This window comes from Lentzea sp. NPDC102401, from assembly GCF_044765805.1.
In the GTDB taxonomy this organism is placed as follows: Bacteria; Actinomycetota; Actinomycetes; order Mycobacteriales; family Pseudonocardiaceae; genus Lentzea; species Lentzea sokolovensis.
The window spans coordinates 41,231-67,692 of record NZ_JBIWKS010000007.1; the positions used below are offsets into that span (position 1 = coordinate 41,231).

General features: G+C 69.9%; 30 protein-coding genes. 15 read left to right on the forward strand and 15 right to left on the reverse strand.

The window, feature by feature from the left end; genetic code table 11:
• Window positions 1–21 precede the first annotated feature (21 nt).
• The 4 genes from ACIRG5_RS24325 to ACIRG5_RS24340 are packed head-to-tail and all read left to right on the forward strand — an operon-like array spanning window position 22 to window position 2,889.
• The gene (locus ACIRG5_RS24325) at window positions 22–540 is read left to right on the forward strand and encodes a universal stress protein (RefSeq protein WP_402908268.1); all 519 of its coding nucleotides are present in this window, start codon (window positions 22–24) and stop codon (window positions 538–540) included.
• Between the two features lie 33 nt (window positions 541–573).
• Entirely contained in the window at window positions 574–2,016 is a 1,443-nt protein-coding gene (locus ACIRG5_RS24330; RefSeq protein ID WP_402908270.1) for a GNAT family N-acetyltransferase, read from the forward strand.
• A 25-nt stretch (window positions 2,017–2,041) separates the two neighbouring features.
• Window positions 2,042–2,497 carry a universal stress protein gene (locus tag ACIRG5_RS24335; protein ID WP_402908272.1) on the forward strand — a complete coding sequence of 152 codons (456 nt, stop codon included), beginning with the start codon at window positions 2,042–2,044 and terminating at the stop codon, window positions 2,495–2,497.
• On the forward strand, window positions 2,494–2,889 hold the full coding sequence (locus ACIRG5_RS24340) for an HPP family protein (protein ID WP_402908274.1): 396 nt from the start codon (window positions 2,494–2,496) through the stop codon (window positions 2,887–2,889). The genes ACIRG5_RS24335 and ACIRG5_RS24340 overlap by 4 nt, the downstream gene beginning before the upstream one ends.
• Window positions 2,890–3,066: 177 nt before the next feature.
• Here ACIRG5_RS24340 and ACIRG5_RS24345 read toward each other — a convergent pair whose 3' ends face one another.
• Window positions 3,067–3,504: a hypothetical protein gene (locus tag ACIRG5_RS24345; protein ID WP_402908276.1), complete on the reverse strand. Its 438-nt coding sequence runs from the start codon at window positions 3,502–3,504 to the stop codon at window positions 3,067–3,069.
• Window positions 3,505–3,672: 168 nt separating this feature from the next.
• On the opposite strand from ACIRG5_RS24345, the gene ACIRG5_RS24350 reads away from it, so the two are divergent.
• Window positions 3,673–4,266 carry a hypothetical protein gene (locus tag ACIRG5_RS24350; protein WP_402908278.1) on the forward strand — a complete coding sequence of 198 codons (594 nt, stop codon included), beginning with the start codon at window positions 3,673–3,675 and terminating at the stop codon, window positions 4,264–4,266.
• 5 nt (window positions 4,267–4,271) lie between these two features.
• Entirely contained in the window at window positions 4,272–4,586 is a 315-nt protein-coding gene (locus tag ACIRG5_RS24355) for a hypothetical protein (protein ID WP_402908280.1), read from the forward strand.
• Window positions 4,587–4,681: 95 nt separating this feature from the next.
• On the opposite strand, the gene ACIRG5_RS24360 is transcribed toward ACIRG5_RS24355, so the two are convergent.
• Entirely contained in the window at window positions 4,682–5,233 is a 552-nt protein-coding gene (locus tag ACIRG5_RS24360) for a hypothetical protein (protein ID WP_402908282.1), read from the reverse strand.
• Window positions 5,234–5,536: 303 nt separating this feature from the next.
• Here ACIRG5_RS24360 and ACIRG5_RS24365 point away from each other — a divergent pair, with 303 nt between their 5' ends.
• Entirely contained in the window at window positions 5,537–5,788 is a 252-nt protein-coding gene (locus ACIRG5_RS24365; protein WP_402908284.1) for a hypothetical protein, read from the forward strand.
• A gap of 43 nt (window positions 5,789–5,831) precedes the next feature.
• Here ACIRG5_RS24365 and ACIRG5_RS24370 read toward each other — a convergent pair whose 3' ends face one another.
• The 4 genes from ACIRG5_RS24370 to ACIRG5_RS24385 all read right to left on the reverse strand — a co-directional run bounded on the left by ACIRG5_RS24370 (window position 5,832) and on the right by ACIRG5_RS24385 (window position 10,756).
• Window positions 5,832–6,326 carry a flavodoxin domain-containing protein gene (locus ACIRG5_RS24370; RefSeq protein WP_402908286.1) on the reverse strand — a complete coding sequence of 165 codons (495 nt, stop codon included), beginning with the start codon at window positions 6,324–6,326 and terminating at the stop codon, window positions 5,832–5,834.
• Between the two features lie 154 nt (window positions 6,327–6,480).
• On the reverse strand, window positions 6,481–7,491 hold the full coding sequence (gene gap, locus ACIRG5_RS24375) for a type I glyceraldehyde-3-phosphate dehydrogenase (protein WP_402908288.1): 1,011 nt from the start codon (window positions 7,489–7,491) through the stop codon (window positions 6,481–6,483).
• Window positions 7,492–7,517: 26 nt separating this feature from the next.
• Entirely contained in the window at window positions 7,518–9,764 is a 2,247-nt protein-coding gene (gene ppsA / locus ACIRG5_RS24380; protein ID WP_402908290.1) for a phosphoenolpyruvate synthase, read from the reverse strand.
• On the reverse strand, window positions 9,761–10,756 hold the full coding sequence (locus tag ACIRG5_RS24385) for an Acg family FMN-binding oxidoreductase (RefSeq protein ID WP_402908292.1): 996 nt from the start codon (window positions 10,754–10,756) through the stop codon (window positions 9,761–9,763). Before ACIRG5_RS24385 ends, ppsA begins: the two co-directional genes overlap by 4 nt.
• 186 nt (window positions 10,757–10,942) lie before the next feature.
• Here ACIRG5_RS24385 and ACIRG5_RS24390 point away from each other — a divergent pair, with 186 nt between their 5' ends.
• Together ACIRG5_RS24390 and ACIRG5_RS24395 are read left to right on the forward strand one after the other, a co-directional pair.
• Window positions 10,943–11,629: a CBS domain-containing protein gene (locus ACIRG5_RS24390; protein ID WP_402908294.1), complete on the forward strand. Its 687-nt coding sequence runs from the start codon at window positions 10,943–10,945 to the stop codon at window positions 11,627–11,629.
• Window positions 11,630–11,640: 11 nt separating this feature from the next.
• Window positions 11,641–12,249: an HPP family protein gene (locus tag ACIRG5_RS24395; RefSeq protein ID WP_402908296.1), complete on the forward strand. Its 609-nt coding sequence runs from the start codon at window positions 11,641–11,643 to the stop codon at window positions 12,247–12,249.
• 77 nt (window positions 12,250–12,326) lie between these two features.
• On the opposite strand, the gene pflA is transcribed toward ACIRG5_RS24395, so the two are convergent.
• The 3 genes from pflA to ACIRG5_RS24410 are packed head-to-tail and all read right to left on the reverse strand — an operon-like array spanning window position 12,327 to window position 16,331.
• Window positions 12,327–13,055 carry a pyruvate formate-lyase-activating protein gene (pflA, locus tag ACIRG5_RS24400; RefSeq protein WP_402908298.1) on the reverse strand — a complete coding sequence of 243 codons (729 nt, stop codon included), beginning with the start codon at window positions 13,053–13,055 and terminating at the stop codon, window positions 12,327–12,329.
• Entirely contained in the window at window positions 13,052–15,301 is a 2,250-nt protein-coding gene (gene pflB, locus ACIRG5_RS24405; RefSeq protein WP_402908300.1) for a formate C-acetyltransferase, read from the reverse strand. Before pflB ends, pflA begins: the two co-directional genes overlap by 4 nt.
• A 34-nt stretch (window positions 15,302–15,335) precedes the next feature.
• Window positions 15,336–16,331 carry an Acg family FMN-binding oxidoreductase gene (locus ACIRG5_RS24410; RefSeq protein WP_402908302.1) on the reverse strand — a complete coding sequence of 332 codons (996 nt, stop codon included), beginning with the start codon at window positions 16,329–16,331 and terminating at the stop codon, window positions 15,336–15,338.
• Between the two features lie 212 nt (window positions 16,332–16,543).
• Between ACIRG5_RS24410 and ACIRG5_RS24415 the strand changes: the two genes are divergently transcribed.
• On the forward strand, window positions 16,544–17,425 hold the full coding sequence (locus ACIRG5_RS24415; RefSeq protein WP_402908304.1) for a universal stress protein: 882 nt from the start codon (window positions 16,544–16,546) through the stop codon (window positions 17,423–17,425).
• Between the two features lie 271 nt (window positions 17,426–17,696).
• On the opposite strand, the gene ACIRG5_RS24420 is transcribed toward ACIRG5_RS24415, so the two are convergent.
• Entirely contained in the window at window positions 17,697–18,215 is a 519-nt protein-coding gene (locus ACIRG5_RS24420; protein WP_402908306.1) for a flavodoxin domain-containing protein, read from the reverse strand.
• A 124-nt stretch (window positions 18,216–18,339) separates the two neighbouring features.
• On the opposite strand from ACIRG5_RS24420, the gene ACIRG5_RS24425 reads away from it, so the two are divergent.
• Window positions 18,340–19,719, forward strand: a complete 1,380-nt coding sequence (locus ACIRG5_RS24425; RefSeq protein WP_402908308.1) for a DUF4389 domain-containing protein — start codon at window positions 18,340–18,342, stop codon at window positions 19,717–19,719.
• Here ACIRG5_RS24425 and ACIRG5_RS24430 read toward each other — a convergent pair.
• Window positions 19,680–20,150 carry a GyrI-like domain-containing protein gene (locus tag ACIRG5_RS24430; protein ID WP_402908310.1) on the reverse strand — a complete coding sequence of 157 codons (471 nt, stop codon included), beginning with the start codon at window positions 20,148–20,150 and terminating at the stop codon, window positions 19,680–19,682. The two genes, ACIRG5_RS24425 and ACIRG5_RS24430, sit on opposite strands and share 40 nt — an antisense overlap.
• A 149-nt stretch (window positions 20,151–20,299) precedes the next feature.
• Here ACIRG5_RS24430 and ACIRG5_RS24435 point away from each other — a divergent pair, with 149 nt between their 5' ends.
• The 3 genes from ACIRG5_RS24435 to ACIRG5_RS24445 all read left to right on the forward strand — a co-directional run bounded on the left by ACIRG5_RS24435 (window position 20,300) and on the right by ACIRG5_RS24445 (window position 21,697).
• Window positions 20,300–20,872 carry a CBS domain-containing protein gene (locus ACIRG5_RS24435; RefSeq protein WP_402908312.1) on the forward strand — a complete coding sequence of 191 codons (573 nt, stop codon included), beginning with the start codon at window positions 20,300–20,302 and terminating at the stop codon, window positions 20,870–20,872.
• Between the two features lie 11 nt (window positions 20,873–20,883).
• Window positions 20,884–21,408, forward strand: a complete 525-nt coding sequence (locus ACIRG5_RS24440) for a flavodoxin domain-containing protein (protein WP_402908314.1) — start codon at window positions 20,884–20,886, stop codon at window positions 21,406–21,408.
• Window positions 21,409–21,478: 70 nt separating this feature from the next.
• Complete coding sequence (locus tag ACIRG5_RS24445; RefSeq protein ID WP_402908316.1) at window positions 21,479–21,697, forward strand: hypothetical protein; 219 nt, start codon at window positions 21,479–21,481, stop codon at window positions 21,695–21,697.
• 61 nt (window positions 21,698–21,758) lie between these two features.
• Here the strand turns inward: ACIRG5_RS24445 and ACIRG5_RS24450 are convergent, their stop codons facing one another.
• Both ACIRG5_RS24450 and ACIRG5_RS24455 read right to left on the reverse strand, forming a co-directional pair.
• Window positions 21,759–22,406, reverse strand: a complete 648-nt coding sequence (locus ACIRG5_RS24450; RefSeq protein WP_402908318.1) for a LiaF transmembrane domain-containing protein — start codon at window positions 22,404–22,406, stop codon at window positions 21,759–21,761.
• Window positions 22,403–22,678 (reverse strand): DUF4342 domain-containing protein, encoded by a 276-nt coding sequence (locus ACIRG5_RS24455; protein ID WP_402908320.1) that lies wholly within the window; start codon window positions 22,676–22,678, stop codon window positions 22,403–22,405. Before ACIRG5_RS24455 ends, ACIRG5_RS24450 begins: the two co-directional genes overlap by 4 nt.
• Before the next feature lie 211 nt (window positions 22,679–22,889).
• On the opposite strand from ACIRG5_RS24455, the gene ACIRG5_RS24460 reads away from it, so the two are divergent.
• Window positions 22,890–24,293: a wax ester/triacylglycerol synthase family O-acyltransferase gene (locus ACIRG5_RS24460; RefSeq protein ID WP_402908322.1), complete on the forward strand. Its 1,404-nt coding sequence runs from the start codon at window positions 22,890–22,892 to the stop codon at window positions 24,291–24,293.
• Here the strand turns inward: ACIRG5_RS24460 and ACIRG5_RS24465 are convergent.
• Both ACIRG5_RS24465 and ACIRG5_RS24470 read right to left on the reverse strand, forming a co-directional pair.
• Complete coding sequence (locus ACIRG5_RS24465) at window positions 24,199–25,296, reverse strand: ABC transporter permease (RefSeq protein ID WP_402908324.1); 1,098 nt, start codon at window positions 25,294–25,296, stop codon at window positions 24,199–24,201. The genes ACIRG5_RS24460 and ACIRG5_RS24465 overlap by 95 nt on opposite strands.
• Window positions 25,293–26,462 (reverse strand): ABC transporter permease, encoded by a 1,170-nt coding sequence (locus ACIRG5_RS24470; protein WP_402908326.1) that lies wholly within the window; start codon window positions 26,460–26,462, stop codon window positions 25,293–25,295. Before ACIRG5_RS24470 ends, ACIRG5_RS24465 begins: the two co-directional genes overlap by 4 nt.

The window sequence follows — 26,462 nt, forward strand, 5'->3', positions numbered from 1 at the left end:
CGGACCGCGAGGCTGAAATACATGAGCGATAACGAATCCCGGACCATCGTGGTCGGCGTCGACGGATCCCCGGCTGCCGAGGCAGCACTGCGGTGGGCGGTGAACGAAGCCCGGCTGCGGGGCTGCCGCGTCGAAGCGGTCTCCGCGTGGCACATGGACTACGGCATGGCCATCGGTTCGATGTCCGCCGAGATCGCCCTGCAGCTGTCGCCGGAGAACAGGCGGGCCGCCCAGCAGGTGGTGCTGGACAGGGCGGTGGAGGAGTTCACCGACGTCGAGATCCTGCGCGTGCTCGTCGAGGGCGACCCGAGGACCGCGCTCACCAAGGCGTCGCAGGACGCGGAGTTGCTGGTGGTGGGCAGTCGCGGGCACGGGCCGATCGTCGAGGCGATCATCGGCTCGGTCAGCTCGTACTGCGTGCACCACGCGACGTGCCCGGTGGTCGTGGTTCGCGCGCCGAAACCCGCCGAGACCGAGACCGCACAGGACGAGCAGCTCGCCCGGACCGCCGCGCCACTCACCCCCGGCCCCCTGCTCTGACCGCTCGCGGATCTTTGCCGAGGAAGGATCGACATGACCCCGTCACAGGCGCCCGTTCGCGCACTGCTCGCGGACGGAACGACCGTCACGGTCCGCGAGCTGGGGCCTGCCGACGTGTCGGCGCTGCTGGACCTGCACCGGTCGTTGCCGGTCGAGGACAGGTACCTGAGGTTCTTCAGCACCTCGACGCACCAGCTCGAGGACTTCGTGCGGCGCATGGTGTCCCCGGACGAGCCGAGCCACGTGGTGATGGGTGCGCTGCGGGGCGACCGGCTGCTGGGCACGGCGAGCTACGTCCTGCTCGCCGACACCGACTGCGCGGAGATCGCTCTGGTCGTGTCGCACGCCGAGCAGACGCACGGCATCGGCACGTTGTTGCTGGAGCATCTGGTCTCGCTGGCGCGTGACCGGGGCGTGCGCCGGTTCTCGGCCGAGGTCCTCGCGATGAACTCCCGGATGCTGCGCGTGTTCACCGACATGGGTCTGGTGTGGACGGTCGTGCCCGATGGCGACGTCGTGCACGTCGATCTCGGTCTGGAGGCCTGCGACCGCTATCTGGACGCGGTGGGTGAACGCGAGGCCGTGGCCGATGTCGCGAGTCTGACGCACGTGCTGCGTCCGGGTTCGATCGCAGTCGTGGGCGCGGGCAGGTCATCGGAGTCGGTGGGCCGCGCGGTGCTGCGCAACCTGGTGGACGGGAACTTCATCGGTGACCTGTACGCGGTCAACCCGCACGCGAAGTCGGTCGCCGGCGTCGACTGTTACACCTCGGTGACCGCGCTGCCCGAGGCGCCGGATCTCGCGGTGCTGTGCGTTCCGGCCAAGGCGGTGCCCGGTGTGGCCGAGGAGTGCGGGCGACGTGGAGTGCGCGCTGTGGTCGTCATTTCGTCCGGTGTGGACGCCGATGAGCTGATGAAGGTCATGCGCAGCTACGACATGAGGCTCGTCGGGCCGAACTGTCTTGGTGTCTCGACGAGTTCGCCCGCCGTCCGGATGAACGCCACCTTCGCCGCCCACAGCACGCTCGCGGGTGACATCGGGCTGGTCACCCAGTCCGGTGGCATCGCCATCGGCGTGTTCGTACAGCCGATGGCAGGCGGCGGGCGGGAGCTGCTGGTCGGTGTGGCCACCGACGAGAAGTTCGGGCCGCTCGTCGTGACGGGGCTGGGCGGTGTGGACACCGACGTCATCGACGACAGGGCCGCCGCGCTGGCGCCCCTGTCCACAACGGACGCGGACGACCTGCTGCACAGCTTCCGCGCGGCCGGTGCCGCGCTCGCGGATGCCGACAAAGAGTCCGTGCGCGACGTCCTCCTGCGGGTCGCGGCGCTCGCCGCGGCACTGCCCGAGGTCGTCGAGGTCTACGTCAACCCGCTCGTCGTGTCGGAGAAGGGGTGCCTGGTGGTCGACGCCAGGGTCCGCGTCGCACCCGCGCGGCGGACCGACCCGTTCCTGCGGCGGTTGCGGACCAGCTGACATGACACGAGATGAGGAGATCGAGATGAGCACGAACTCAAAGCCCGTCGTGGTGGGTGTGGACGGGACCCCGGCGTCGGACCGCGCACTCGCGTGGGCCGTGGACGAGGCGGTCGTGCGCGGATGCCCGTTGCACGTCGTGAACGTCTGGCAGTACGAGGCGCTGGTCGACTGGACGGAGACCTCCGCACAGCGCGAGCAGGCCGCGTCGGAGCAGCTGACCGAACAAGCCCTGAACCGCGTGCTCGCCGGCCGGACCGACCAGCCGGAGATCGTGCGGCGCAGCACGCGCGGCGACGCGGCCGAGGTGCTGGAGTCGGCGTCGGAGGGCGCGGCGATGCTGGTCGTCGCCTCGCACACCGACCACCGGATCCGGCAGATGGTCCTCGGCTCCACCAGCATGCACGTGGTGCGTCACGCGCACGCGCCGATCGTCGTGATCCCGGTGACCGACCGCGAGCCCGCGAAGAGCACGCGATGAAAGCCAGAGACCTGGTGGCGCGGCCCCTCGTGACCGTGGGGCCGCGCGACTTCGCCCGCCACGCCGAGGGGCTGATGGACGACTTCGGCCTCACGATGCTGCCCGTCGTCGACCGGGGGTTCTTCTGCGGCGTGGTGACCAAGGCGGGGTGCCGCAGTGGCGAGGAGTACGCGCGCAAGGTCGAGAGGGTCATGACGCAGCCGGCGCTCACCATCGGGTCCGACTTCGAGGCCGAGACGCTCTTCGAGGCGATGACCCGCTACGAGGTGATCTGCGTGCCGGTCCTCGACCAGGGGCAGGTCGTAGGAATGATCACCCGTCTCGACGTGCTGCGGGCGCTCAGCCATGACGACCCGCACCTGAGGGTCGACCATGCCGGTCACCGCTCCTGACCGCGAGGACGTCGTTCACCGCGGCCTGCCCGCTCACGGCGGGCCGGGTGGGTGGTGAGGCTGCTCGGGCAGCTGCACCACCCGCTCTCAAGCGGCGGAAGCTCTCGCCGACGAACCTCAGGAAGGTGCGGGCACGACTTCGGTCGTCCGTCGTCCCGGACGGGCACTGCGGCTCGTTCACCCGCGCCGTCGCGCTCCGCGCGGGAGCGGACGCCGAGCACATCTCCGCGAAGCAGGAGAAGGACGTCCGGTCAGCGTCCACTCGCGACGGTACCGGTCTGCCTCGTGGTCGCGTGGTCGAGGAAGGACGCCTGTGCCGCGGCCAGACTCGCACGACCCGCACCGGACGAGGACGTCACCGGTCAGCTCGTCGACGCCGACGGAGGCGACCGAAGAGCAGTCGCGGCACCACCGGTGTCCGGTGATCTTGATGACGTGGTCCGGGGAGTGCACGCAGTGGTGCAGCCATCGGCGGTGCAGCCGGCAGGAGACGCGCTCCAGCGGGTTCAGGCCGAGCTCCTCCGCCGCGTCCTCCTCGGCGAGCATCGCGGCGAGCCGGCGGTCCCTGACATCCGCGTAGCGCAGCCGGCCGGAGACGAGAAGTGGCGTGGTCATCGTGTTCTCCCCGGATTCGAAGTCGGCTCCAGCCTGCTCCGCACCCATCACCGCGAACACCGCATCCCGCCTTCGATTCGCCGAGACCACGGGCTCATCCCCGACGCGACCAAGGACCCTGGGACCCACCGCCTCCAGGCGGAAATCTTGAACCAGGAGGTGGACCACATGATCGCGAAACCGATGTCCCGGCTCGTCCGCCACGCCTTCCCTGGGCGCAACCGGCTCGCCACGACGGGCGACCGCGTCGAGGGCGCGGTGCTCGCGCTGGGGCTCGCCGTCACGGTGCTGACCGTCCCCTTCGCGGGTGCGACGGGGTCCGAGATATATGCGCACCAACGGTCCCTGGTCGACGTGGAGCAGGCAAGCAGGCACGAGACCGATGCCGTGCTGATCGAGGACGCCCCGGAGACGATCGGGTCGTCCGAGCGAGGCGGAGTCGTCGAGGCAGTTCCTGTGCTCGCGAGGTGGCGACTGACTGACGGCAGTGCGAAGCAGGGTGAGGTTCAGGCGCACTACGACTCGAAGGCCGGCGCCACGGTCACGATCTGGATCGACGAGAGCGGCAACCCGTCCGATCCGCCGATGACCCCGGAGGGAGCGGCGATCGACGCGATCGTGCTCGCGTTGCTGCTGTGGAGCGGAGTGGTCGGCTCGATGGTGCTGCTCTACCTTGCGACGCGGTTCGTGCACAGCCGGATCCGGTCGCAACGGTGGGCTCGGGAGTGGGAGCAGGTCTCTCCGGACTGGACCGGAAGGTGAGCGGGATGACCGTCCCGATCGGACACTCGAACGTGGTCGGCTCGGAGTCGGCGCAACAGGCCGCTCGCCAGGCCGCGTGGGAGGCCGCACGCCGAAGTGCGGAGTTGCACGCCGAGCTGCCTGCCCGCCGGTGCACTGGACATGACCGGGAAGGTGCGCGGCGCGCCGCACGACGAGGCGATGGCTGGGTGTGCCAGTCCGTCGCGGGCGCGCTCGAAGTCGCGCCCGAGCTGGACATCACGTACCGGGTCGAGGTGGACACGCCCGCCTGGCTGCTCGATCAGGAGTCTGCCGGCCAGGGCTGGTCGTCGTCGGCGTGAACGGTGCACCGCACAACGGCCGCCGCGCCGGTTGACCCGCGTACACGAGAAGGTGAGGGCACCGCGGTCGCGGTGCCCTCACCTTTCGCCCTGCCTCACCGCAGCCAGGTGTTGGCCTTGACGAACGGCAGCTCGGCCCACCTGCGCGCCAGGCCCCAGACGGCACCGGACGCCGTCGCCGCGAGCACGATCAGCACGAGTGCGTACACGACGTGGTAGTCGATGATCGGGTTGGTGGACATCGTGGCCTCACCGGCCGCGTTGTGCTGGGCAGGCGGCCATTCGGCGGCCCACATCAGCAGCATCATCAGGGTGCCGGCGACCGCCGAGACACGCAGGCCGATCCCGAGCACCAGCGCGACCCCGATCGCGAGGAGGCCGGCCATGAAGAGGCCGTCGGCCCACCAGGTGCCCGCGATGTCGTGGAAGGTGGACTGGAACGGTCCCACGTCGACCCGGCTCAGGAAGCCCTTGGTGGGCGAGCCGCCCGAGAACCAGGCGTTCTTCGACTGGGTGGCGTAGCCGAGGCCGAACGCCTTGTCGAAGAACGCCCAGAGGAACAGCAATCCCGTAACGATGCGCAGCACCGCGAGGGACTTCGCGGCCGCGTCGACGCGGCTGCGGGCTGGAGCGTGAACAGCGGACATCGTTGCCTCCCAGGTTCTTTTCCTGCCTTCAGCTTTCTCGGGTGGAGCGGTCCCGGACGCGGTCGTTGGTCCCGATCCGGCAGGGACGTCACGACCTGGTCAGCCGGTCACGCCGCATCGAACCCGTCCGGCATCGAGCCCGTCCGGCATCGAGATCGCCGGTCCCCGCAGGGCAGAGCCTCATGTCTCACGCGAGCGCGGCGATGGTCCCGGCACGGTCACCACGTTGGGATCTGCATCACACCCAGGCTGCAAGAGGAGCCTTGCCTCACCAAGAAAGCACCAGCGGGTAAGGGGAAGCAGATGAGCGTCCACGGATACACTGCCCGCCACCGGGCCATGCTGCAGGCCGTGGCGGAAGGCCGCGCCGAACTGCTGGGCGGCCGCGTCCCCAGTCTGTCCGTGGACGGACTGTGGTGCGACTTCACCGCCACCAACGACCTCTACACTGCGGGACTGGTGGCGGCGGCGTCGCGATCCCAGGCGGGGACGCGGGTTCCGGCGGTGCTCACGTCGATCGGCAGGCAGGTTCTCGGCACGCTGGTGGCCGCCTGATCCGCGCGTTCTGCTGATCGGACTTCGCCCACACGCGGAACGGTCAGCGGGCGGCTACCAGCCTCTCGGAGATCACGTACGCCCACAGGCGGATTTCGTCCCAGTCCCGGAAGTCACCGGCCGCGCCGGTCCGCGCCATCCTCTTGGCGAGGAACCCGGCGGCGGTCTCGCGCGTGAGCCTGCCACCGAACGTGACGGGTTCCTCCGCACCGATGCGCGCGGCGATCTCGCGCACCTGGCGAGGTGCGCGCTGCGGCACCTGCTGAGGGCCGACAGGACCGCTGTGGAAGAGCCACACCGGCTTGCGGGCGAGTAGTTTCTCGTTGCGCCTCAACAGCTTGACTGCCTCGCGCCGCCAGCGTCCCAAGTAGAGCGCGCTGCCCAGCACGACTGCCTTGTACGGCTCGACGGACCTCACCTCCGCGGCGTCGAGCACGGTGACCTCGTGTGCGGAGTGGCGGATCTGTTCCGCTACCACCTCGGCGATCTCCCTGGTGGAACCGGACTTGGTCGCGTAAGCGACAAGGATTTCGGCCATACCAACACAATGCGTCCGGACGCCGGCCCTCGACAGAGCACTTGGGCTCAGGCGGGGGAGGACGCCGGTCACTGACACCGGATCAGCGACGATGCCGGGCACCAGTGGCGCCCGGCATCGGGGGACCTGGCTCGTCAGGTCTCGGTGCGGCCGTTCACGGCAGCGTCCGGGCGACCCGGTCGACGAGGTCGATCGTGCGGTTGGCGTAGCCCCACTCGTTGTCGTACCAGCCCATCACCTTGACGACATGTCCCTGCACCTTGGTGAGCGAGGCGTCGAACACGCACGACGCCGCGTCACCGATGATGTCGCGGGACACGACGGGATCCGTGGTGTAGCGCAGGATTCCCTTGAGGTGCCTGGCCGCCGCCTCCTCGAACGCACGGTTGACCTGGCCTGCCGTCGCCGGCTCGGCGAGCCGCACCGTCAGGTCGGTGAGCGACCCGTCCTCGACCGGCACGCGCACCGCCAGGCCGTCGAGTTTGCCGGCCAGCGACGGGATGACCTGCCCGATGGCCTTGGCTGCTCCGGTGGAGGTCGGGATGATGTTCACTGCGGCCGAGCGCGCCCGGCGCAGGTCCTTGTGCGGGCGGTCGAGCAGCGCCTGGTCGCCGGTGTAGCTGTGGATCGTCGTCATCACGCCCTCGACGATCCCGAACGCGTCGTCGAGCACCGCGGCCATCGGTGCCGCGCAGTTGGTGGTGCACGAGGCGTTCGAGATGATGTGGTGCTTGCTCGCCTCGTAGATGTCGTCGTTGACGCCCATGACGATCGTGGCGTCGACCTCCTTGCCGGGAGCGGTGATGATGACCTTCCTCGCACCGCGTGCGAGATGGACACCCGCGGTCTCACGGGTCCGGAACCGGCCGGACGCCTCGATGACGATGTCGACGCCGAGCATGCCCCAGTTGAGCTCCTCCGGGTCCTCCTCCGCGGTCACGAGAATGCTGCGGCCGTCCACGGTGATCGTGTTGTGCTCGACGGTGACGTGGCGGCTCCACGGTCCGTACGTCGAGTCGTACGCGAGCAGGTGAGCCAACGTCTCCGCGTCGGTGATGTCGTTGACGGCGACGATCTCGATCTCCGTGTCGTGGCGGTCGAAGGCGGCGCGCAGCACGTCGCGGCCGATGCGCCCGAACCCGTTGATGCCGACTCGTACAGCCATGGTGCGTCTCCCTGGTGAGTGGTGTGTCAGTGGGCGTGCCGCAGCAGCAGGCGACGCTCGGCGGAACCAATGGCGGCGCGGGCGGCGGGAACGGCGTCCGGGTTGACCGAGATGGAGGTGATGCCGAGTTCGACGAGCTTCTCGGCGAACTCCGGTTTGTTGGACGGCGCCTGCCCGCACAGCGACGACGTGATGCCCGCGTCACGGGCGGCGGTGACGATGCGACCGATCATGTCGAGCACGGCGGGGTCGGACTCGTCGAACAGGTCCGCGCACAGCTCGGAGTCGCGGTCGACGCCGAGCATCAGCTGCGTGAGGTCGTTGCTGCCGATGGAAACGCCGTCGATGCCGGACCGCGCGTACTCGGGAATCCAGTACGCCACCGAGGGAACCTCGGCCATGACCCACCGGCGCAGGCCGCGCTGGCGGCCGAGCGGGCTGCGGTCGATCTGCTCCAGGCAGGCTTCGAGCTCCCACTTGGTGCGCACGAACGGGATCATCAGGTGCAGGTTCGGCGTCTGCTCCCGCACCCGTGCGAGGGCTTCGAGTTCCAGCCCGAACAGCATCGGGTCGTCGACGTACCGGTAGCAGCCGCGGTAGCCGATCATCGGGTTGTGCTCGTGCTTCTCGAACTCGTCGCCGCCCTTGAGCTCGCGGAACTCGTTCGTGCGGAAGTCCATGGTGCGATACACGACTGGACGAGGTGCGAACGCGTGCGTGATCTGCAGCAGTGACGACGCCATGGCGTTGAGGAAGTCCTCACTGCCGTGCTGGGCCAGGAAGCGGCGTGGGTGTTCGGCGCCGAGCGCTTCCGTGAGCATGAATTCCGCCCTCAGCAGGCCGACACCATCGACCGGCATCGCGGCCACCTCGGAGGCGTGCTCGGGCAACGCGAGGTTCACGTACACCCGCGTGCCCAGCGCCTCGGTCGCGAGCACGGCGGGCGGCACGATGCGCGCCGCGGTCGTGATCGGCGCGGCTCCCGCGCGCACCTCGCCCGCACTGCCGTCGACGGTGACCTGCTGGCCCTCCTTCAACACCGAGGTCGCCGAGCCGGTGCCGACGACGCACGGCACCCGCAGTTCGCGCGCCACGATGGCGGCGTGGCAGGTGATGCCGCCGCCATCGGTGACGACCGCGGACGCGCGCCGCATCGTCGGAACCCAGTCCGGGTTGGTCATCTCGGCGACCAGCACCTCGCCGTCACGCAGGCGGGAACCCTCGTCGGGCGAGCGCAGCACGCGCACCCGGCCGGAGGCGATGCCCGGTGAGGCGCCGAGGCCGGCGACCAGCGGGCCGTCCAGGGGCGTGACGGTGACGGGCAGGGTCGTGATGGGACGGGACTGCACGAGCCACGTCTTGCCGCCGGCGATCGCCCACTCGGTGTCCTGGGGCTCACCGTAGTGCCGCTGCACGCGGACGCCCAGCTGCCCGATCGCGACTGCCTCGGCTTCGGTGAGCACCTGTGCGTGCGACTCCTCCGAGGTGAGCTCGATCCGTTCGTCGTTCCCGTTCGCGCCGCGCACGATCTTGTGCGTCTTGCGGCCGATCCGAGTGTCCACGAGGGACACCTGGTCGCCGTCCCGGCGCAGGACGTAGGTGTCGGGCTCCACGGAACCGCTGACGACGACCTCGCCGAGCCCGAACGACGCCTCGACGAGCAGACGGTCGCGCTCGCCGGTCGACGGGTCGGCGGTGAACATGACCCCGGAGCGTTCCGAGTCGACCATGCGCTGCACCACCACCGCGATGGCCGGCTCGTCCGTGATGCCCTGCTCGGCGCGGTAGGCAACCGACCGGGTGCCGAACAACGACACCCAGCAGTCCAGCAGACGGTCCAGGAGGGCGTGCGCGCCTCGGGTGTTGGTGAAGGTGCTGTTCATCCCGGCGAAGGAGGCACCTGCGGTGTCCTCGGACGTCGCCGAGGACCGCACGGCCACCGACTCGTCCTGGCCGAGCTCGCGGTAGGCCTGCAGGACCGCGTGCCGGACCTCGTCCGAGACGCCGGCCTTGCGCACCAGGTCTCGCATTCGTTCGGCGGACTCGGCGAGCCGGTCCGGAGTGGTGGCGCGGTCGAGTGCGATCAGGAGTTCGGCGGCGAGGTCGTCGCGGACCTGGCTCACCGAGTTCAGGAACGCATCGGCGGTCACGACGAAACCGGGTGGCACCGGGAGGCCCGCGCGGGTCAGCTCGCCGAGGTTGGCGCCCTTCCCTCCGGCGATGTCGGTGTCGTTCTTGCCGAGCGCGGTGAAGTCGCGGATGTACGTGGTCACGGCTGCTCCTGAGGCTTGAGGACGTCGATGACGGGACGGCGGGGCGTGGCGGGCAGCGGGTCGGCGTTGAACGCGGCCCAGCCGACCCGGATGACGAGCTGCGGACAGGTCGCGCCACCGAGCACGCGGTCGCGCACCAGCTCCTTGGTCTCGACGACCTCGAACGGCTGGCTCAGCGGGCACGTCGCGAGTCCCGCCGACGTGGCCTCCAGCAGCACCGCGCTCGCCGCCTCACCGGCGCGCAACCGTGACAGGTCGTCGTCGGACGACGTGCTGAGCAACAGCAACGCCCCCGCGTCCTCACCGAGCAGCCGGCGGTCGGCCTGGATCAGCTCACCGGGCGCGAACTCTCGCATCCGGAGGTTGCCGTACTGGTGGGAGCCGGCGGGGATGTTCGCGGCGGGCACACCCGCCGACGAGCCGGGGTAGACACCACTCCAGTCGCGGATCTCCCTGCGGTAGGCGGGATCCGCCTCCTGAGTGACGGCGGCCTTGTCGATCGCGATCAGCAGTTCGTCCCGAGTCCTGCCGGTCACCACCTGTGCCTCCACGCCCTCGTTGCGGGCGCGCCCCACGAGCTGGTCGAGGATCGCGTCGGGTGCGGACCAGGAGGAGAAAGCGCGGCGATCGGTGCGCCTGCGCGGAATCGCGGTCGAGAGCGCGACGAGCGACTCACTCGGCTCGCGCGCCTCGAACTCGATCGCGGCGAGGTGATCCGGCTGGCTCGGGTTGGGCAGCCGGTGCACGGCCGCCCGCCAGCCGAGCGCGGCCAGGCCGACGCGCAGGTGGTGCAACGCGGCCCCGCAGCTGATCACGAGGTCGGCGCCCGTCGGGTCGACCGCGGGCAGGCTGCGTGCGCGGTCGGCGTACAGGTGCAGGCTGTGAGCGCCGATTTCCCAGCGCCAGGGTTGGGAGTTGTGCACCGACGGTGCGCGGCAGGCGAGTGCCACCGCCGCCCGCAGTGTGTTCTCGTCCGGTTGACCGCGGTTCATCCGGTTCACCTCCAGGTCGAAGTCGCACCTTTGAAACTCGCAGCGACGACGGCCGGAGGTGAGGGGCATAGGTCCCCGCCTTGCCGGGACCCGCGTCCTCGCTCACCGACGCCTTTGGGAGGTGTGCCGCCGGCGGTCCTGGTTGAAGGCTGGAGGTACGTGGATCGAGGATCACCGGAGGGTGTCATGCGTGAACCGACAGTCGCCTCGCTGATGACGCGTGAGGTGGTCACCGCCGACGTCGGCAGCTCGTTCAAGGACGTCGTGAAACTGTTGGAGGACAACGGGATCAGCGCTGTTCCCGTCCTGGACGACGGCTATCCCGTCGGCGTCGTGTCCGAGGCCGACCTGCTGCCGAAGGAGGAGTTCCGCGGTGGCACGGGGGAGGCGCCCGGTGTGTTCGCGGGCCGTGCGGTGAAGCGCCGCTGGGAGCAGGCGTCCGGGCTGACCGCTCAGGACGTCATGACGTCTCCGGTGAAGACCGTGGGGCCGGACACCGCGGCCAGTGCGGCCGCGCGCGAACTCGCCACCGAGGGGCTGCGCCGGCTCTTCGTCATGGACTCCGACGGCGCGCTCGTCGGCGTGCTGTCCCGGCACGACCTGCTCAAGCTCTTCGTCCGTGAGGACGACGAGCTGCGCAGCGAGATCCGCGACGAGATCTTCGGCGGGACGCTGTGGGTGGATCCCGACGACATCGACGTCGAGGTTTCCGACGGCGTGGTGACGATGCAGGGACAGCTGGAGCGCCAGAGCGAGATCGAGATCGCCGAACACCTCGTGCGTGCCCTGCCTGGCGTGGTGGACGTGCACAACCAGCTGCGGGCCGAGTGGAACGACACCACGCATCCCCGCCAGACCGAGATCTTCGGGTGAAGGAGAGCGAGATGAGGACTCGAGACGTGATGACCGCCGACGTCGTCGTGGTCAGGCCGGACACGCCAGCCCGTGAGGCGGCCCACCTGCTCGCCGAACGCGGCTTCACCGCGCTGCCGGTCGTGGACGACTACGGCGTGCTCGTCGGGCTCGTGAGCGAGACCGAGCTGCTGCGGCACCGGTTGCCGCAGGACCCGAGAGGGCTCGTGCACGGTGAGCCGCCCAAGGCCAGGGTCGCTCCAGCCGACCTGGTGGGCCAGCTGATGATGGCGCCGGTGACGGTCACGCCGAACACCGATCTGGCCGAGGTCGCGGACCTGATGCTGGAGCGCGGTGTGCGCAGCGTGCCGGTCGTCTACGAGGGCCACCTCGCGGGCATCGTGACCCGCCGTGACCTGCTGCGCTCGATCAGCAGGGAGGACCGGATCATCGAGGCCGAGATCCGGCACCGCCTGGACGTGATCGGCTCCGCGCACCGGTGGACCGTCAGCGTGCGCGACGGCAAGGTGTCCATTGTGGACAGAATGGACGACGCGACGGACCGGCACGTGGCGGATGTGCTGGCGCGTGCTGTGGCCGGTGTGACCGACGTGCGGATCGTGCAGTACGCGGAGAACTGACCGCCACGCCGGAAACGAGAAGAGGCGCCGGGATCTCCCCGGCGCCTCTTCCCGTTGCGGTGCCGGACCCTCGGTGGTCAGTGGACGGGGACGCCACAGCCGGCGAACTGGTCCCGCACCCGCCGCACGAGCTCGGCGTCGGGCGTGGGGACGTCGGCCAGGGGGAACGGGATGCCGAGCGCGGCGTACTTCGGCGCGCCGAGCTTGTGGAACGGCAATACCTCCACGCGTTCGACGGAGTCCAGGGTGCTGACGAACGACGCGATGCCCGCGACGTTGTCCCGGTCGTCGGTGAATCCCGGCACGAGGACGAACCTGATCCACATCCGTGTGCCCAGCGCCGACAGCCGGCGGGCGAACTCCAAGGTGGGCGCGACCTCCCCGCGGGTGACGCGCCGGTAGGTGGCGGGGTCCCAGGACTTGATGTCGAGCAGGACCAGGTCGGTGTCCGCGAGGAGCTCGTCGGACGCCCGCGCGCCGAGGAATCCGGACGTGTCGAGGGCCGTGTGCAGGCCGAGCTGCTTGGCACGGTGGAACACGGCGGCGGTGAAGGCGGGCTGCAGCAGCGGTTCTCCGCCTGTCAGCGTCAGTCCGCCGCCGGCGACCTCGATGAACCGCCGGTACCTCGTGACTTCGGCCATGACCTCGTCGACGGTCATGCGGTGGCCGTCGCGCATGTGCCAGGTGTCCGGGTTCTCGCAGTACAGGCACCGCAGCGGGCACCCGCTCAGGAACAACACGAAGCGGGTGCCCGGTCCGTCGACCGCGGTGGAGACGTCCCAGGAGTGGACTGATCCGGTGGTCACAGCGACTCGTGGAAGGTTCGGTTGATGACGTCGCGTTGCTGCTCGGGCGTGAGCCGGATGAAGTTCACGGCGTAGCCGGAGACCCGGATGGTCAGCTGTGGGTGGTTCTCCGGGTGCGCCATGGCGTCGAGCAGGGTCTCGCGGTTGAGCACGTTGGCGTTGAGGTGGAAGCCGCCGGCGTCGGTGTAGGCGTCGAGCAGACCGACCAGGTTGGTCACCTGCTCGTCCTCGGTGCGCCCCAGGCCGGTCGGGGTGATGCTCGCGGTCAGCGAGATCCCGTCCTGAGCCTCGTCGTACGGCAGTTTCGCCACCGACAGCGCCGCGGCGACGAGTCCGCGCCGGTCGCGGCCGTTCATCGGGTTGGCACCCGGTGCGAACGGTTCACCCGCGCGGCGGCCGTCCGGTGTGTTGCCGGTGTGCTTGCCGTAGACGACGTTCGAGGTGATGGTGAGGACCGACTGGGAGTGCACGGCGCCGCGATGCGCGGGGTACTGCCGCACTTTCCGCATGAAATCCTCGACCAGCTCGACGGCGATCGCGTCCGCACGGTCGTCGTTGTTGCCGTACTTGGGGAAGTCGCCCTCGACCACGTAGTCGATCGCGAGGCCGGTGTCGTCGCGGATCACCCGGACACGCGCGTACCGGATCGCGGACAGGCTGTCCGCCACCACCGACAGGCCCGCGATGCCACACCCCAGAAGCCGCTGGACCGGGTGGTTGTGCAGGGCCATCTCGATGCGTTCGTAGGCGTACTTGTCGTGCATGTAGTGGATGATGTTGAGCGCTTCCACGTAGGTCTTCGCGAGCCAGTCGGCCATCCGGTCGAACGCCGCGCGCACCTCGTCGTGGTCCAGGTACTCCGAGGTGATCGGCGGGAACGCCGGCGCCACCTGGACACCCGTCATCTCGTCACGGCCGCCGTTGATCGCGTACAGCAACGCCTTGGCGAGGTTGACGCGTGCGCCGAACAGTTGCATCTGCTCGCCGACCCGCATGGCCGACACGCAGCAGGCGATCGCGGTGTCGTCGCTGAACCTCGGACGGATCAGGTCGTCGTTCTCGTACTGGATCGAGCTCGTGTCGACCGAGACCTTGGCGCAGAACCGCTTGAACCCGTCCGGCAGACGCGGCGACCACAGCACGGTCAGGTTCGGTTCCGGGGCCGGCCCGAGGTTGTAGAGCGTCTGCAGGAACCGGAAGCCCGTGCGCGTGACCAGCGGGCGTCCGTCGCGGGCCATTCCGCCGATGGACTCCGTGACCCACGTGGGGTCACCGGAGAACAACTGGTCGTACTCCGGCGTGCGAAGGAACCGCACGATGCGGAGCTTGATGACCAGGTCGTCGACGAGCTCCTGCGCCTCGTGCTCGGTCAGCACACCTTCGTCGAGGTCGCGCTGGAGGTAGATGTCGAGGAACGTGGACGTGCGGCCCAGTGACATGGCCGCGCCGTTCTGCTCCTTCACGGCCGCGAGGTAGGCGAAGTACAGCCATTGCAGGGCTTCCCGGCCAGTTGTCGCCGGACCGGAGATGTCGTAGCCGTAGGCCGCGGCCATCTGCCGGAGCTCGCCGAGCGCGCGGATCTGCTCGGCCAGCTCCTCCCTGTCCCTGATCAGGTCCTCCGTGGACGCCAAGTCGTCCAAGGCCGCGCGTTCGGCGTGCTTCGCCGTGATCAGGCGGTCGACGCCGTAGAGGGCGACGCGCCGGTAGTCCCCGATGATCCGGCCCCTGCCGTACGCGTCCGGGAGACCGGTGATGATGCCGGCCTTGCGTGCTCGCAGGATCTCCGCCGTGTAGGCGTCGAACACGCCGTCGTTGTGGGTCTTGCGGTACTTGGTGAAGATCTCCTCCACCCGCGGGTCGAGCTGGTAGCCGTAGGTCTTGAGGCTGTTCTCCACCAACCTGATTCCGCCCGCGGGCATGATGGCGCGCTTGAGGGGTGCGTCGGTCTGCAGGCCGACGATCAGCTCCTGGTCGCGGTCGACGTAGCCCGGACGGTGCGCGGTGATCGAGGACGGTGTGCTCGCGTCGACGTCGTAGATCCCGCGGGCGCGTTCGTCGGTGAACATCTCCGTCAACCGGTGCCACAACGCCGTCGTGCGCTGCGTCGGACCGGTCAGGAACTCCGCATCGCCTTCGTAGGGAGTGAAGTTGGCCTGGATGAATCCACGCACGTCGATCTCGTCGGACCACGTTCCCGCGCGAAATCCGCGCCAGGCGGTGGTCGGGCGTTCCGCCGTAGCGGTCATCGGGCTCCTCCTCTTCGGCCGGTCGGGAGTCCACTCAGGACCGGCAGTCGTTGGATTCCAGCAGCAGTTCGGAGACGGGGCGCCGCGGCGTCGGCGGGACCGGCGTGCTGTAACCGAGCCGCAGCACGGTCTGCGGCACGAGCATGTCGCCCAGCGAGCTTCGCAACTGCTCGCGGACACTGCGCACCTCGACCGGTTGCGACAGGAACGACGCCGACAGCCCGCGCGCGGTGGCGGCGAGCAGGACGCGCTGCATCGCCTGTCCCGCCTGTAGTTCGCCGAGTGGTCCGTCGTAGAACGAGCAGAGGACGACGACCAGCGGATCGGACTCGTAGTCCTTGCCGGGCTTGCGTTCGGGTCCCTGGAAGTTGCGGAAGACCCATTCGTCCTGCAGCTCGGGGCGGACACCGGCCGAATCCGTGGGAATGCCGTCGGTGGCGTGGGGCCGGTGCCCGGTGAACGACGCGAGCTCTGCCTGCACGTTCTCGTCGCGGAGCTGGATCTCGTGCGCCTGCTGGACGAACTTCTTGAGCTGGGCGCGGTCCTTCGGCGACGCGATGACGTGCAGCCACGAGTGCTCCAGTTCGGCCGCGCGCACCAGCTCGTGACGCTGGCGGGGGTCGACGGGTGCTTCGTGGAACGGCTTGCGGTTCGTGCGGCGGCGGGGAACGGCCTTAAGCAGGGCGCGCTGTTCGTCGTCGGGCTCGGCCGTGCCTCCGCGCCGCACGATCGCGAGGGCTCCCGGCGCGCCCTGGCCGGGCACCATCGACACGAGCGGCCGCACACCGGCGCCCTGCAGCGCCAGCCGCAGGTTGAACAGGGCCGCACCGCAGGACAACCGCAGCTCGCGGTCGTCCGGATCGGTCGCGGGAAGCCTGCGACGCGAGTCGGGGTGCAGCTCGATCCGGTCGGGCAGCACCCGGAACAGCCAGGGCTGGGCGTTGTGCACGGACGGCGCGAGCGAGGCGGCCTCGAGCACGCGATGGACCTCTTCTGGCGCCAGCCCCAGCGCTGCGGGCACCTCGGCCATGTCCTTCACCTCATCGTGTCTCGGCGGAAGGCTTCGTGGTCCAACTCTTCGTGCGACCACGGCGGGGTCCCACCGTCGAAGGTCCCGACCTGACCGGGATCGACGGGGCCCGGTGCCAAGGGCCCGATCGGTGCGGGACCAACGGCAGCGTCCACGCGGCTTCGCGGTTCCTAGCGTGTGCCGCAGACCCTTGTCGTGACTGGAGGACAACGATGAAATCCCCATCCGCCCCGATCGTGTGCGGCGTCGACGGCTCGGGTTCGGCGCTGGCCGCCGTCGGCTGGGCCGCTCAGGAGTGCGCCCGCCATCAGGTGCCGCTGCGGCTCGTGCACGCCTTCATGCTGCCGACCCGCGGCTATCCGGAGGTCGTGCTCGTCGGCAACGACATCCGCCACGCTATGGAGGAACAGGGTCATGCGTGGTTGCAGGAGGCCAGGGCGGCGGCACGAGCCGCCGCTCCCGAGGTCGAGGTGACGACCGAGGTCGTCTGCTGCGGCGCGGGAGCATTGCTGATCGAGCTGTCGAAGAGCGCCAGGACGGTGGTCATCGGGTCTCGGGGTCTCGGCACCGTGACCGGGCTCGCCGTCGGCTCCACGGCGGTGGCACTGACGGCACACGCCCAGAGCCCGGTCGTCGTGGTGCGGGGCAATGCGGTTCCCGACGGCCCGGTGGTCGTCGGTGTCGACGGTTCGCCCACGAGCGAGGCCGCGCTGGCGTTCGCCTTCGAGGAGGCCTCACTGCGCAACACCTCGTTGACCGCGGTCATGACCGTCACGGACCTCGTCGCCGACAGCGCGTACGTCCTGTCGCGTCTGGGCATCGACTGGGGACAGGTCGAGGAGGAGGAGCGGCGGCTGCTGGCCGAGCGACTGGCGGGCTGGCAGGAGAAACATCCCGACGTAGTGGTCAACCGGATCGCGTTGCGGGACCGGCCGGTGCGGGCGCTCACGCGGTATGGAGCAGAGGCGCAGCTGCTGGTCGTCGGCAGCCACGGGCACGGCGGGTTCGCCGGCATGCTGCTCGGCTCGACCAGCCAGGCTCTCGTCCACCACGCCCCCTGCCCGCTGGCGATCGTGCGACCGGCGAAGAGGTGACGAGTCCGCCGTGACGACCGAAGTTCCCCTGCACCAACGGATTCGGGTGCGCCACGTCCAGGGCGACTAGTACGCCGTCCTGCTGCGGGCGCACGAGGTGCACACCGACCAGCCCGGCAGTGACCAGGGCATGTCCCCAGGTCGAGCGGTTCGCACGCGACGTGCATCGCCCACTACGCGGGGAGCTACCTGCACCGTGCACAACACCCTCCGGCAGCCGCCGGAGGGTGAGATCCGCATCCACGACCGTCCATGCGGATGTTGCGGGTGATCACGCGCCACCCGGTGGAACCGGGGAGCCGGTGGCGGAGAGCTGTCCGGCGACCCGGTCCGCCCAGGCGCGGATCTCGCCGAAGTCCCGGAAGTCGCCCGCCATGTCGCCCCGGGCCATCTTCTTCGCGATGAACCCGATGGCGGTCTGCTCGGTCAACCTGCCCGGGAACGTCGTCGGCTCGTCGGCACCGACGCGGGTGGCGATCTCCCGCACCTTGCGCGGCGCGCGCTGCGGCGTGAGCTCCTTGCCGAGCGGACCGCTGTGAAACAACCAGATAGGCCGGTCCACGAGCAACTTCTCGTTGCGCTTGAGCAACTTGACCGCCTCACGGCGCCAGTGGCCGGCGTAGAGGCCGCTGCCGAGCACCAGTGCGCCGTGGTGCTCGACCGAACGGACCTGAGCGGCGTCGAGCACGGTCACCTCGTGCCCCGCGGCGCGCAGTCGTTCCCCGATCGCCTCGGCGATCTCCTTCGTGGAACCCATCTTCGTCGCGTACGCGACCAGGACATCAGTCATACCAACACGATCTGCCACTTCTCCACGTGCGAAACAGGGTCCTAGGTCTGTGTGCCGACGGGTCGCGCAGTACTGCCGGTGCCCGCGGATCTGGGTGACCGTGGCAGTGAGCAGGGAGGCAACGATGACAACTGCTACGACCGGCTATCCGGTGCACGTGCACGCACGTCTGGAGCCCGGCCTGAGTCGCTGGCTGTGGCTCGTCAAGTGGTTCCTCGCGATTCCGCACTACCTGGTGCTGGCGTTCCTGTGGCTGGGGTTCGCCGTGTTCAGCCTCGTGGCGTTCTTCGCGATCCTGTTCACCGGCCGCTATCCGCGGGTCCTGTTCGACTTCAACGTCGGCGTGCTGCGCTGGACGTGGCGGGTGGCGTACTACACCTACGGAGCGCTGGCCACGGACCGCTACCCGCCGTTCAGCCTCGGCGAGGAGCCGGACTACCCCGCGACGCTCGACATCGCCTACCCCGAGCACCTGTCCCGGGGACTGGTGCTGGTGAAGTGGTGGCTGCTCGCGATTCCGCACTACCTGATCGTCGGGTTCTTCGTCGGCGGTGGCAGCTACGTCGCTTACCAAACCGGCGAAACCGTCTACAACTCCGGCGGGCTGGTCGGCCTGATGGCGTTGTTCGCGGGCATCGCGCTGCTGTTCACCGGCCGGTATCCCCAGGGGCTCTTCGACTTCGTGCTGGGCATGGACCGCTGGGCGCTGCGCGTGGCGGCGTACGCGGGCCTGATGACCGACTCCTACCCGCCGTTCCGCTTCGACTCCGGAGGCGACGAGGCGGCGACGGCGACGATCAGCCAGTCACCGCCACCGCCGGCGCCGCCCGCACAGGGCTGGTCGACCGGCCGGGTCACCGCCGTGGTGATCGGGGCGCTGTTGCTGATCACCGGTGGTGCCGTCGGCGGAACGGGTGGGTTCGGCCTGTGGGCCGACCAGACGCAGCGCGACTCGTCCGGACTGCTGAGCACGAGGTCGGAGTCCTTCCACAGCGACGGCTACGCGATCGAGTTCGGCACGCTGGAGCTGCGCTGGACGGACGCTGACTGGGTGCTGGCGGACAACTGGCTCGGTGACGTGCGGCTGAAGGCTGACAACGGCGTGTTCATCGGCATCGGCCGGACGGACGACGTGCTGCGCTATCTGTCCGGTGTGGAGCACGACGAGGTCAGCATGACCGGCGACCGGGTCACGTACTGGCACCGTGACGGTGGTGTGCCGGCGAACCCCGCCGCGCAGACCTTCTGGGCGGCGTCGGGCACCGGTGAGGTGAGCTGGCGAGCGGAGCAGGGCAGCTGGACCGCGGTGGTGCTCAACACCGACCGCTCGCGCACGGTCGGTGCCGGTCTCGTCGCGCAGGCCGAGGTCCCGGCGCTGCGTCCGGTGTCCATCGGCCTGATGGTCGGCGGAGGCGTCCTGTTCCTGGCTGGCGTGATGCTGCTGGCGCTGGCCGTCGCCGGTGCTCAGCGACGCACCAGCGGTACGACGACTTCGGTGACGTAGTCCTCGGGGCTCTGCTCCTCGTCCGGTCCGGTGAGGTACAGCTCCCTCGGCGGACCGGACGAGGTGTGGCCGTGTTCGTGGATCCAGCGGAAGGCCGCTTCGTACGCGGCGGGAATCTTGTCGTACGCGCCCTGGTGGACCGTCCGTGCGGCCGGACCGCCCGGCAGGTCGACAACGTTGACGGGCGCCTGGCCGGCGACCTGGCCGGAGATCGGCAGGTACAGGTCGAGCTCGAAGTCGCCGTCGGTGACCGGTTCCGGGTACGCCAGTTGCGGCGGACCGGAAGGTGCCACCTGCACCGCGGCCGCGAACTCGTAGAGGCGCTGGAGCCCGCCGCCCACCGACGCGGCGATGTCGTGCGCGGACGTGCGAACCCTCAGATGACATGCCGTCGTCGGGGACAACTCGGTGAGCGTGACGTCGTAGTCCATGCGCCAGAGCATCGTGCGCCTTGTTCCGGCTCGGCAGGGCCGAAGGTCCATGACCGCTGGGGCGCAAGGAACTGGTTTTGTTCCGCTGTGCGGCGAAGGCTGGGGTGGCAGGGGGTCGTGTGCTGTCCTGAGTGGACGGAGGAGTGCAGATGCGAGCGTTCGACGTGATGTCCGCCCCCGCGGTGACCGTGTCGCCGGGGACTTCGATCGAGGAGGCCGCGGCACTCGTCGCCGAGCACGGTTTCGCGGCGCTGCCGGTGGTGGACGACCACGGCCGGCTCGTCGGCGTCGTGTCGGGCGAAGACCTTCTGCGCGAGGAGTTGCGGGCACGCCGCGCCGCGCACCGGGTGAGCGACGCGATGAGCGATCTCGTCGTGGCCGTCGAGGCCGAGATGCCGGTGGGCGAGATCGCGCGGCAGTTGCTCGGGCACCACTACCGGTCGTTGCCGGTCGTGGCCGGCGACCTGCTCGTCGGCGTGGTGAGCCGCGGAGACCTCCTGCGGGCGCTCACCCCGCAGGACGAGGTGACGGCGGCGCGGATCAGCAAGCTGTTGTGCGACAACCTCGGCGCGCGGCCGTGGGACGTCGTCGTGGTGTCCGGGGCGGCCACCGTGCTGGGGCCGTTCACCGGCCACGACGAGCAGCAGGCCGTGACCGCGCTGGCGGAGAGCGTGCCCGGAGTGCGGTCCGTCGTGGTCCAGCCCTGTGTGGAAGAACTCTGAGGAGGAAGATCATGAAGGTGCTGGTGGCCTACGCGACCGCGGCGGGCTCGACGGTGGGCGTTGCGACGCGCATCGCGGCGGTGCTGCGCACGTATGGGCATGTGGTCGCCACGTACGGCGTCGACGAGATCACCGAGGCGGACGGCTACGACGCCTACGTCGTCGGCAGCGCGGTCCACGATCAGGCCTGGCTGCCGTCCGGCGCCGCGTTCCTGGCCAGGGAACGCCGGACGTTGCAGGGCAAGCCGGTGTGGCTGTTCAGCGTCGGTCTGCCGGACTCCCTGCGCGGCCCGCTGCGCAGGTGGGCGGGTCTGGAGGAACCGACGATCCTCGCGCATCTGCGCGAGGACGTCAGGCCCGTCGAGCACCGGCTGTTCAGCGGCGTGGTGCGGGCGGACATGCTGGGGAAGATCGGGTCGCTGGTCTTCCGCGCGGTGGGAGGCCGGTTCGGCGACTTCCGCGACTGGCAGGAGATCGAGCAGTGGGCCGCCGACATCGCCGACGTGCTGGCCGACATCGAGGCCACGACCAGGTGACCCGGCCGCACAGGAGGTGCGTGATGAGCGCTGTGCTCATGAAGACGAAGCACTGGGCATCCTCGTACCCGTGGTGACGCCGACCGTCGCGGAAGGCGTGCCGTGGTCCTGGCAACCCGGACCCACCGTCGTGGCTCTCCTTCCCGCTGTCACCTGGGTGGTGGCGGACCCGCGTGCGAAGCGGTTCGGCTCGGACGACGTGGCGGCGGTGCAGCCAGGCCACAGCAGCGCGACCGGCAGGACGGCGACCAGCCGGGATCAGCATCGCCACGGCACGCCACCGACGTAGCCGAGCGCCAGTGGAGCCAGGGCGGTCGCACCGCCCTGGCTCCACTGGCGCACATCACCTTTCACAGCTTCGGCTGGTTCGCGACCTCAACGGCACCGAACAGCGCGGTGCCGTTGACGGTCAGCACCGGCGCGTCGTCGCGCAGCTCGTCGTTGTCCGTCTTGTCCACGATCCCGCCCATGAACGGCAACCCGCCCACGGACACGCGCCACCCTTGGGGCACCAGAACCTCGACACCGCCGAAGAGCGCGAACGCGTCGATGCTCGCCTCGGTGTCGACGTGCGCTTGGCGCAGGTCGAGCGTGGCGCCACCGAAGATCGCGGAGACGTCGGCGTGCCGCAGGTGCTGCGAGCGATCACGGGTCGTCGTGCCGCTGAGAACCGCTAACGGTGTGCGGGTGCCGTGGTGCCTGCGCAACCCCACGAGGATGGTGATCCCCGCGCACGCCAGCACCGTCGGCCACAGGACGTCACCGGTGGCCCAGCCGAGCGTGCCCGTGAGCAGCACCAGCCCGGCCAGCGTGATGACCACGGGGCCGAGCGAGACCCGGCGTTGTGCCGCCATCGCCACGAGACCGAGCCCCACCAGCGCGACCGGCCACCAGCGTCCGACAGCCTCGCCGGAGTCGAGCACGTCGGTCGCGTCGAGGATGCCGAGGACACCGAGTGCCAGCAGTACCAGCCCCATCCACACCCGGACGGGTCTCACGGCTGCGGCTCCTCCGGTGTGGCGCCGGTGCGGCGGTCGACCTCGATGGTCCACTCGCTCGCGATCGCTGCGATCGCACCGATCGCGGTCACGACGGGGGCGGCGATCGCGGCGACGACACCCGCCGTCAGCGGGATCTCCATGACGGTGTGCCCCTCGTCGTTCTTGAGGATCAGACGCCGGACGTTGCCCTCGTGGATGAGCTCCTTGACCTTCTCGACGAGCGCCTCGCCGCGCAGCCTGCTCACCTTGGTCTCCTGTTCGACGGTCATGTCTGTCTCCCTTCCCGTACCACTCTCTCGTCAGGAGCGCGCCGAAGGCAGTGACCTCGGTCTTGTCCGGCCGCCGCGATGGCCCCTGTTCCCATCGCTGTCCTGTCGTCAGCGTTGTCCGCGCGCAGCCGTGCGGGCAGGGCCGAAGTGCTCGCACGGAGCGGGACGCGAGGCCGTGTCGGACCGGGATCGCCCTTGCTGCACTGGGTTCATGGACTACCTGAGCCCGCTCGACGCTGCGTTCCTCGACATCGAGGACGCGGATCCGCACGCCTCCCTCGCGATCGCCTCGGTGGCGGTCGTCGAGGGACCGGCGCCGACCCACGACGAGTTCCTCGCGTTGATGCGGGCGAAGCTGTCCGTGCTGCCGCGCGCCCGCCAGAAGCTCGTCCGCGTTCCGCTCGACCTGGGCACACCTGGCTGGCAGGACGATCCGGCGTTCAACCTCGCCTACCACGTGCGCCGCACGGCGTTGCCGGCGCCGGGCGGTGACGCCGAGCTGTCCGCGCTGATCGCCCGCATCATGGGGCAGCGCCTGGACCGCGACCGTCCGCTGTGGGAGTACTGGGTGGTGGAGGGACTCGAGGGCGGACGCTGGGCGATCGTCGCCAAGGTGCACCACTGCCTGGTCGACGGCGTGGGCGGCACCATGCTCTACGACGTGATGTACGGCGACGGGCCCGCGCTGGACCGCGCGCCGGAGCAGGACGCGAGCCTGCTGGCGTTGCTGGGCGCCGCAGTGCTCTCTCCGATGCGAACCGTGCGGCTGGTCGCGTCCGCGGTGAGCGGCCTGGTGTCGCTCGTGGGCTCACTGTTGCCGGTGCACGCCTCATCGCTGTTCGGGCCGCTCGGCACCGCTCGGCACTACCGGATCGTCCGCGCCTCGCTGGCCGAGGTGAAGGAGGTCGCACACACCTTCGGCGTCACCGTCAACGACGTGGTGCTCGCGGCGGTGAGCGCTGCCTATCGCGCCGTGTTGCTGGCACGGGGAGAGCAAGCCGATCCGGACAGCGTGCGGACGATGGTGCCGGTGTCGGTGCGCGGCGACCGCAGGATGGACAACCAGGTCAGTGTCCGGCTGGCGTTCCTGCCGGTCGAGACCGAGCACGTCGTGGACGCGCTCTCCGTTGTGCACCACCGGTTCGCCGCGCTCAAGAAGGGCAACGAAGCCGAAGCCGGGCACGCCGTGACCGAGCTGGCGCGGTACGAGCCCTTCGCGCCGTTGTCGTGGAGCATCCGGCTCGGGGCGATGCTGCCGCAGCGCAGCATCGTCACGGTGACCACGAACGTTCCGGGGCCACGAGAAGAGCTTCGTGTGCTGGGCCGCCCTATCGTCGAGATCCTGCCCTACGTGCCGATCGCCGTGCGCATCAGGACCGGCATCGCCGTGCTTTCCTACGCGGACCGGCTCACCGTCGGCATCACCGCCGACTACGACAGCAACCCGGACGTGGACGTGCTCGCAGAATCGTTGCACGAGGCCTTCGCCGCGCTGGTGAGCGCGGCGAAGGCCACTCGTGTCACGCCGTCACAGCCCGCCGCAGCCTCCACGCGCCGAGCGCGAACAGCACGGTCGCGAACCCGAGCAGCACGCCCAGGTGCGGCACCACGGTGAGGAGATCACCGCCGCGGCGGGTCAGCGCCGCGAACCCGTCGGCCGCCCAGCCGTGCGGCGTGGCGAAGGCGACGGTGTGCAACGTGGGGCTGAAGAATTCGATCGGCACCATGCACCCGCCGAACGCCGCGAGGCTCAACCCGAGCAGGATGCCCGCACCCGTGCTCTGCTGCTGAGTGCGGCACAAGGCTCCGAGCAGCAACCCGGCCCCTCCGGAGACCAGCGCGAACGCGCCGAGCAACGCGGCGGCACCGAGCGGGTCGCCCCAGCGCACGCCGAACAGCAGCGCGGAGCCGACGAGCACGATCAGCCCCTGCAGCAACGCGATGAAGACCCGGCCGAGCGCCTCGCCGGCCACCACGACCCTGGCCGGTGTCGGGGTGGCGAGCATGCGCCGCGTGACACCGAGTCCGCGGGACTCGACCAGTGCGGCCGAGGTGGTCAGTGCGTTGAGGAACGTGAACAGGACGAGCTGGTTGGCCGCGCCGAGGTCGAAGCCGGAGAAGTCCTGGGGGAACAGGGCCTCACCGGTGGTGCTGGTGCGGACCTCGACCGCCTCGACCCGGATCGAGTCCACAACGGACAGTGCGGTGCCGCGGTCGAGACCCGTGTGGGACGTGACGAAGTCGACCGCGGCGGAACGGTTCGCCTCGGCCGTCAGCGTCGTCGTGACGAGCATCCGCAACTGCTGGCCCGTGCGGTCGGGGCGCACCAGCATCCGGGGCGTGCCGGCGCTCGTCCGGACCAGACCGGCGCTGACCTCGCCGTGCTCCACGGCGGAGCGCAACGCCTCCTCGTCCGGGAAGTCCTTGACCCGCAACGAGGATTCGGCGCGAAGCGCACCGGCGTCGCCCACCACCCCGAGCAGCGGGGTGGTGGCACCACCGAACGCGGCGCCGATGATGAAGACCAGCATCAACGGCAGTGCCACCAGGAAGAACAGGCCGGTGCGGTCGCGCATCGCTCGACGCAGGTTGATCCAGGCGATCGAGAGGATCTTCACGGTCGCACCACCTTCCTGAACAACAGCAGGGCCACGGCACAGGTGACCGCGGCGAACGCGGTCATGGCGGCGACCGAGGGCAGCACGGCGGCGACTCCGCCGCCGGCGAGATCGGCCAGTCCGCGCAGGAACCAGCGGTGTGGCGTCACGAGACTGAGCACCTCCAGCGCGCGACCTGCCTGCGCCACCGGGAAGAATGTGCCGCCGAGCGCACCGAGCACGATCGCGACGACGGCCTGCCAGCCACCGGCCTGCTCCGCGGTCTTCGCGACGGCGGCCACGACGGCCATGGCTCCGGTGGCAGCCAGCACCCCGGCGAGCACCAGCAGGCCGACACCCGCCGGATTGCCCCAGTGCGCGCCCATGAGCAGCGAGGACGCCACGACCAGGACCGTCATGCTCAGCACGCCGATGACGACACTCGTGAGCAGCTTGCCCGCGAGGATCGACGACCGGCGCACCGGTGCCGCGAGCAACCGCGCCAACGTGCCGTCACGGCGTTCGTCGAGCAAGCCGGTGACGCCGGACTGCACGGCGAAGAACAGGAAGAACACCGCCATGCCCGCCGCGTACTGGGTCTTCGGGTCGAGCTGGCGGCGGCTCGTGGTGTCCTCGGCGACCACGGTCCCGGGCAGTGCGGCGGCCGCTTCCGCGGCGAGCTCGGCCGGCGGGGTGGTCACTCCCGAGTGGACGGTCGCCGCCACCGCGACCCGCACCGCGGCAAGGCGGCCGGTGTAGGCCTCGGCGAGGGAACGGGCGACCTGAGTACCGGTCGGCGCGTCGACGTCACCGACGACCTCGATCCGTGCCGCCCGGCCCGCGGCCACGTCCTCGGTCAGGCCTTCCGGCAGCAGGAACGCCGCCGTCACCTCACCTTTGCCCACCAGCTCCTTGGCTTCCGCCGCGGACGACACCGGCCGGATCTCGATCGCCCCGCCGGTCGTCGCGCCACGCAACACCTCGTCGGTGAACGTCGTGGCGACGACACCGCGGTCGGCGTCGGCCACCGCGTAGCGGAAGACCTCACCGTCGCCACCGATGTTGCCCAGGATCAACGTGAACACGCCCGCCAGACCGAGCGGCAGCACGAGCGCGAGCACGTAGGCGGTGCGGTCGCGGGCTCGCTCTCGCAGGTCGCGCAGGGCGATCAGCAGTGCTTGTCGCAT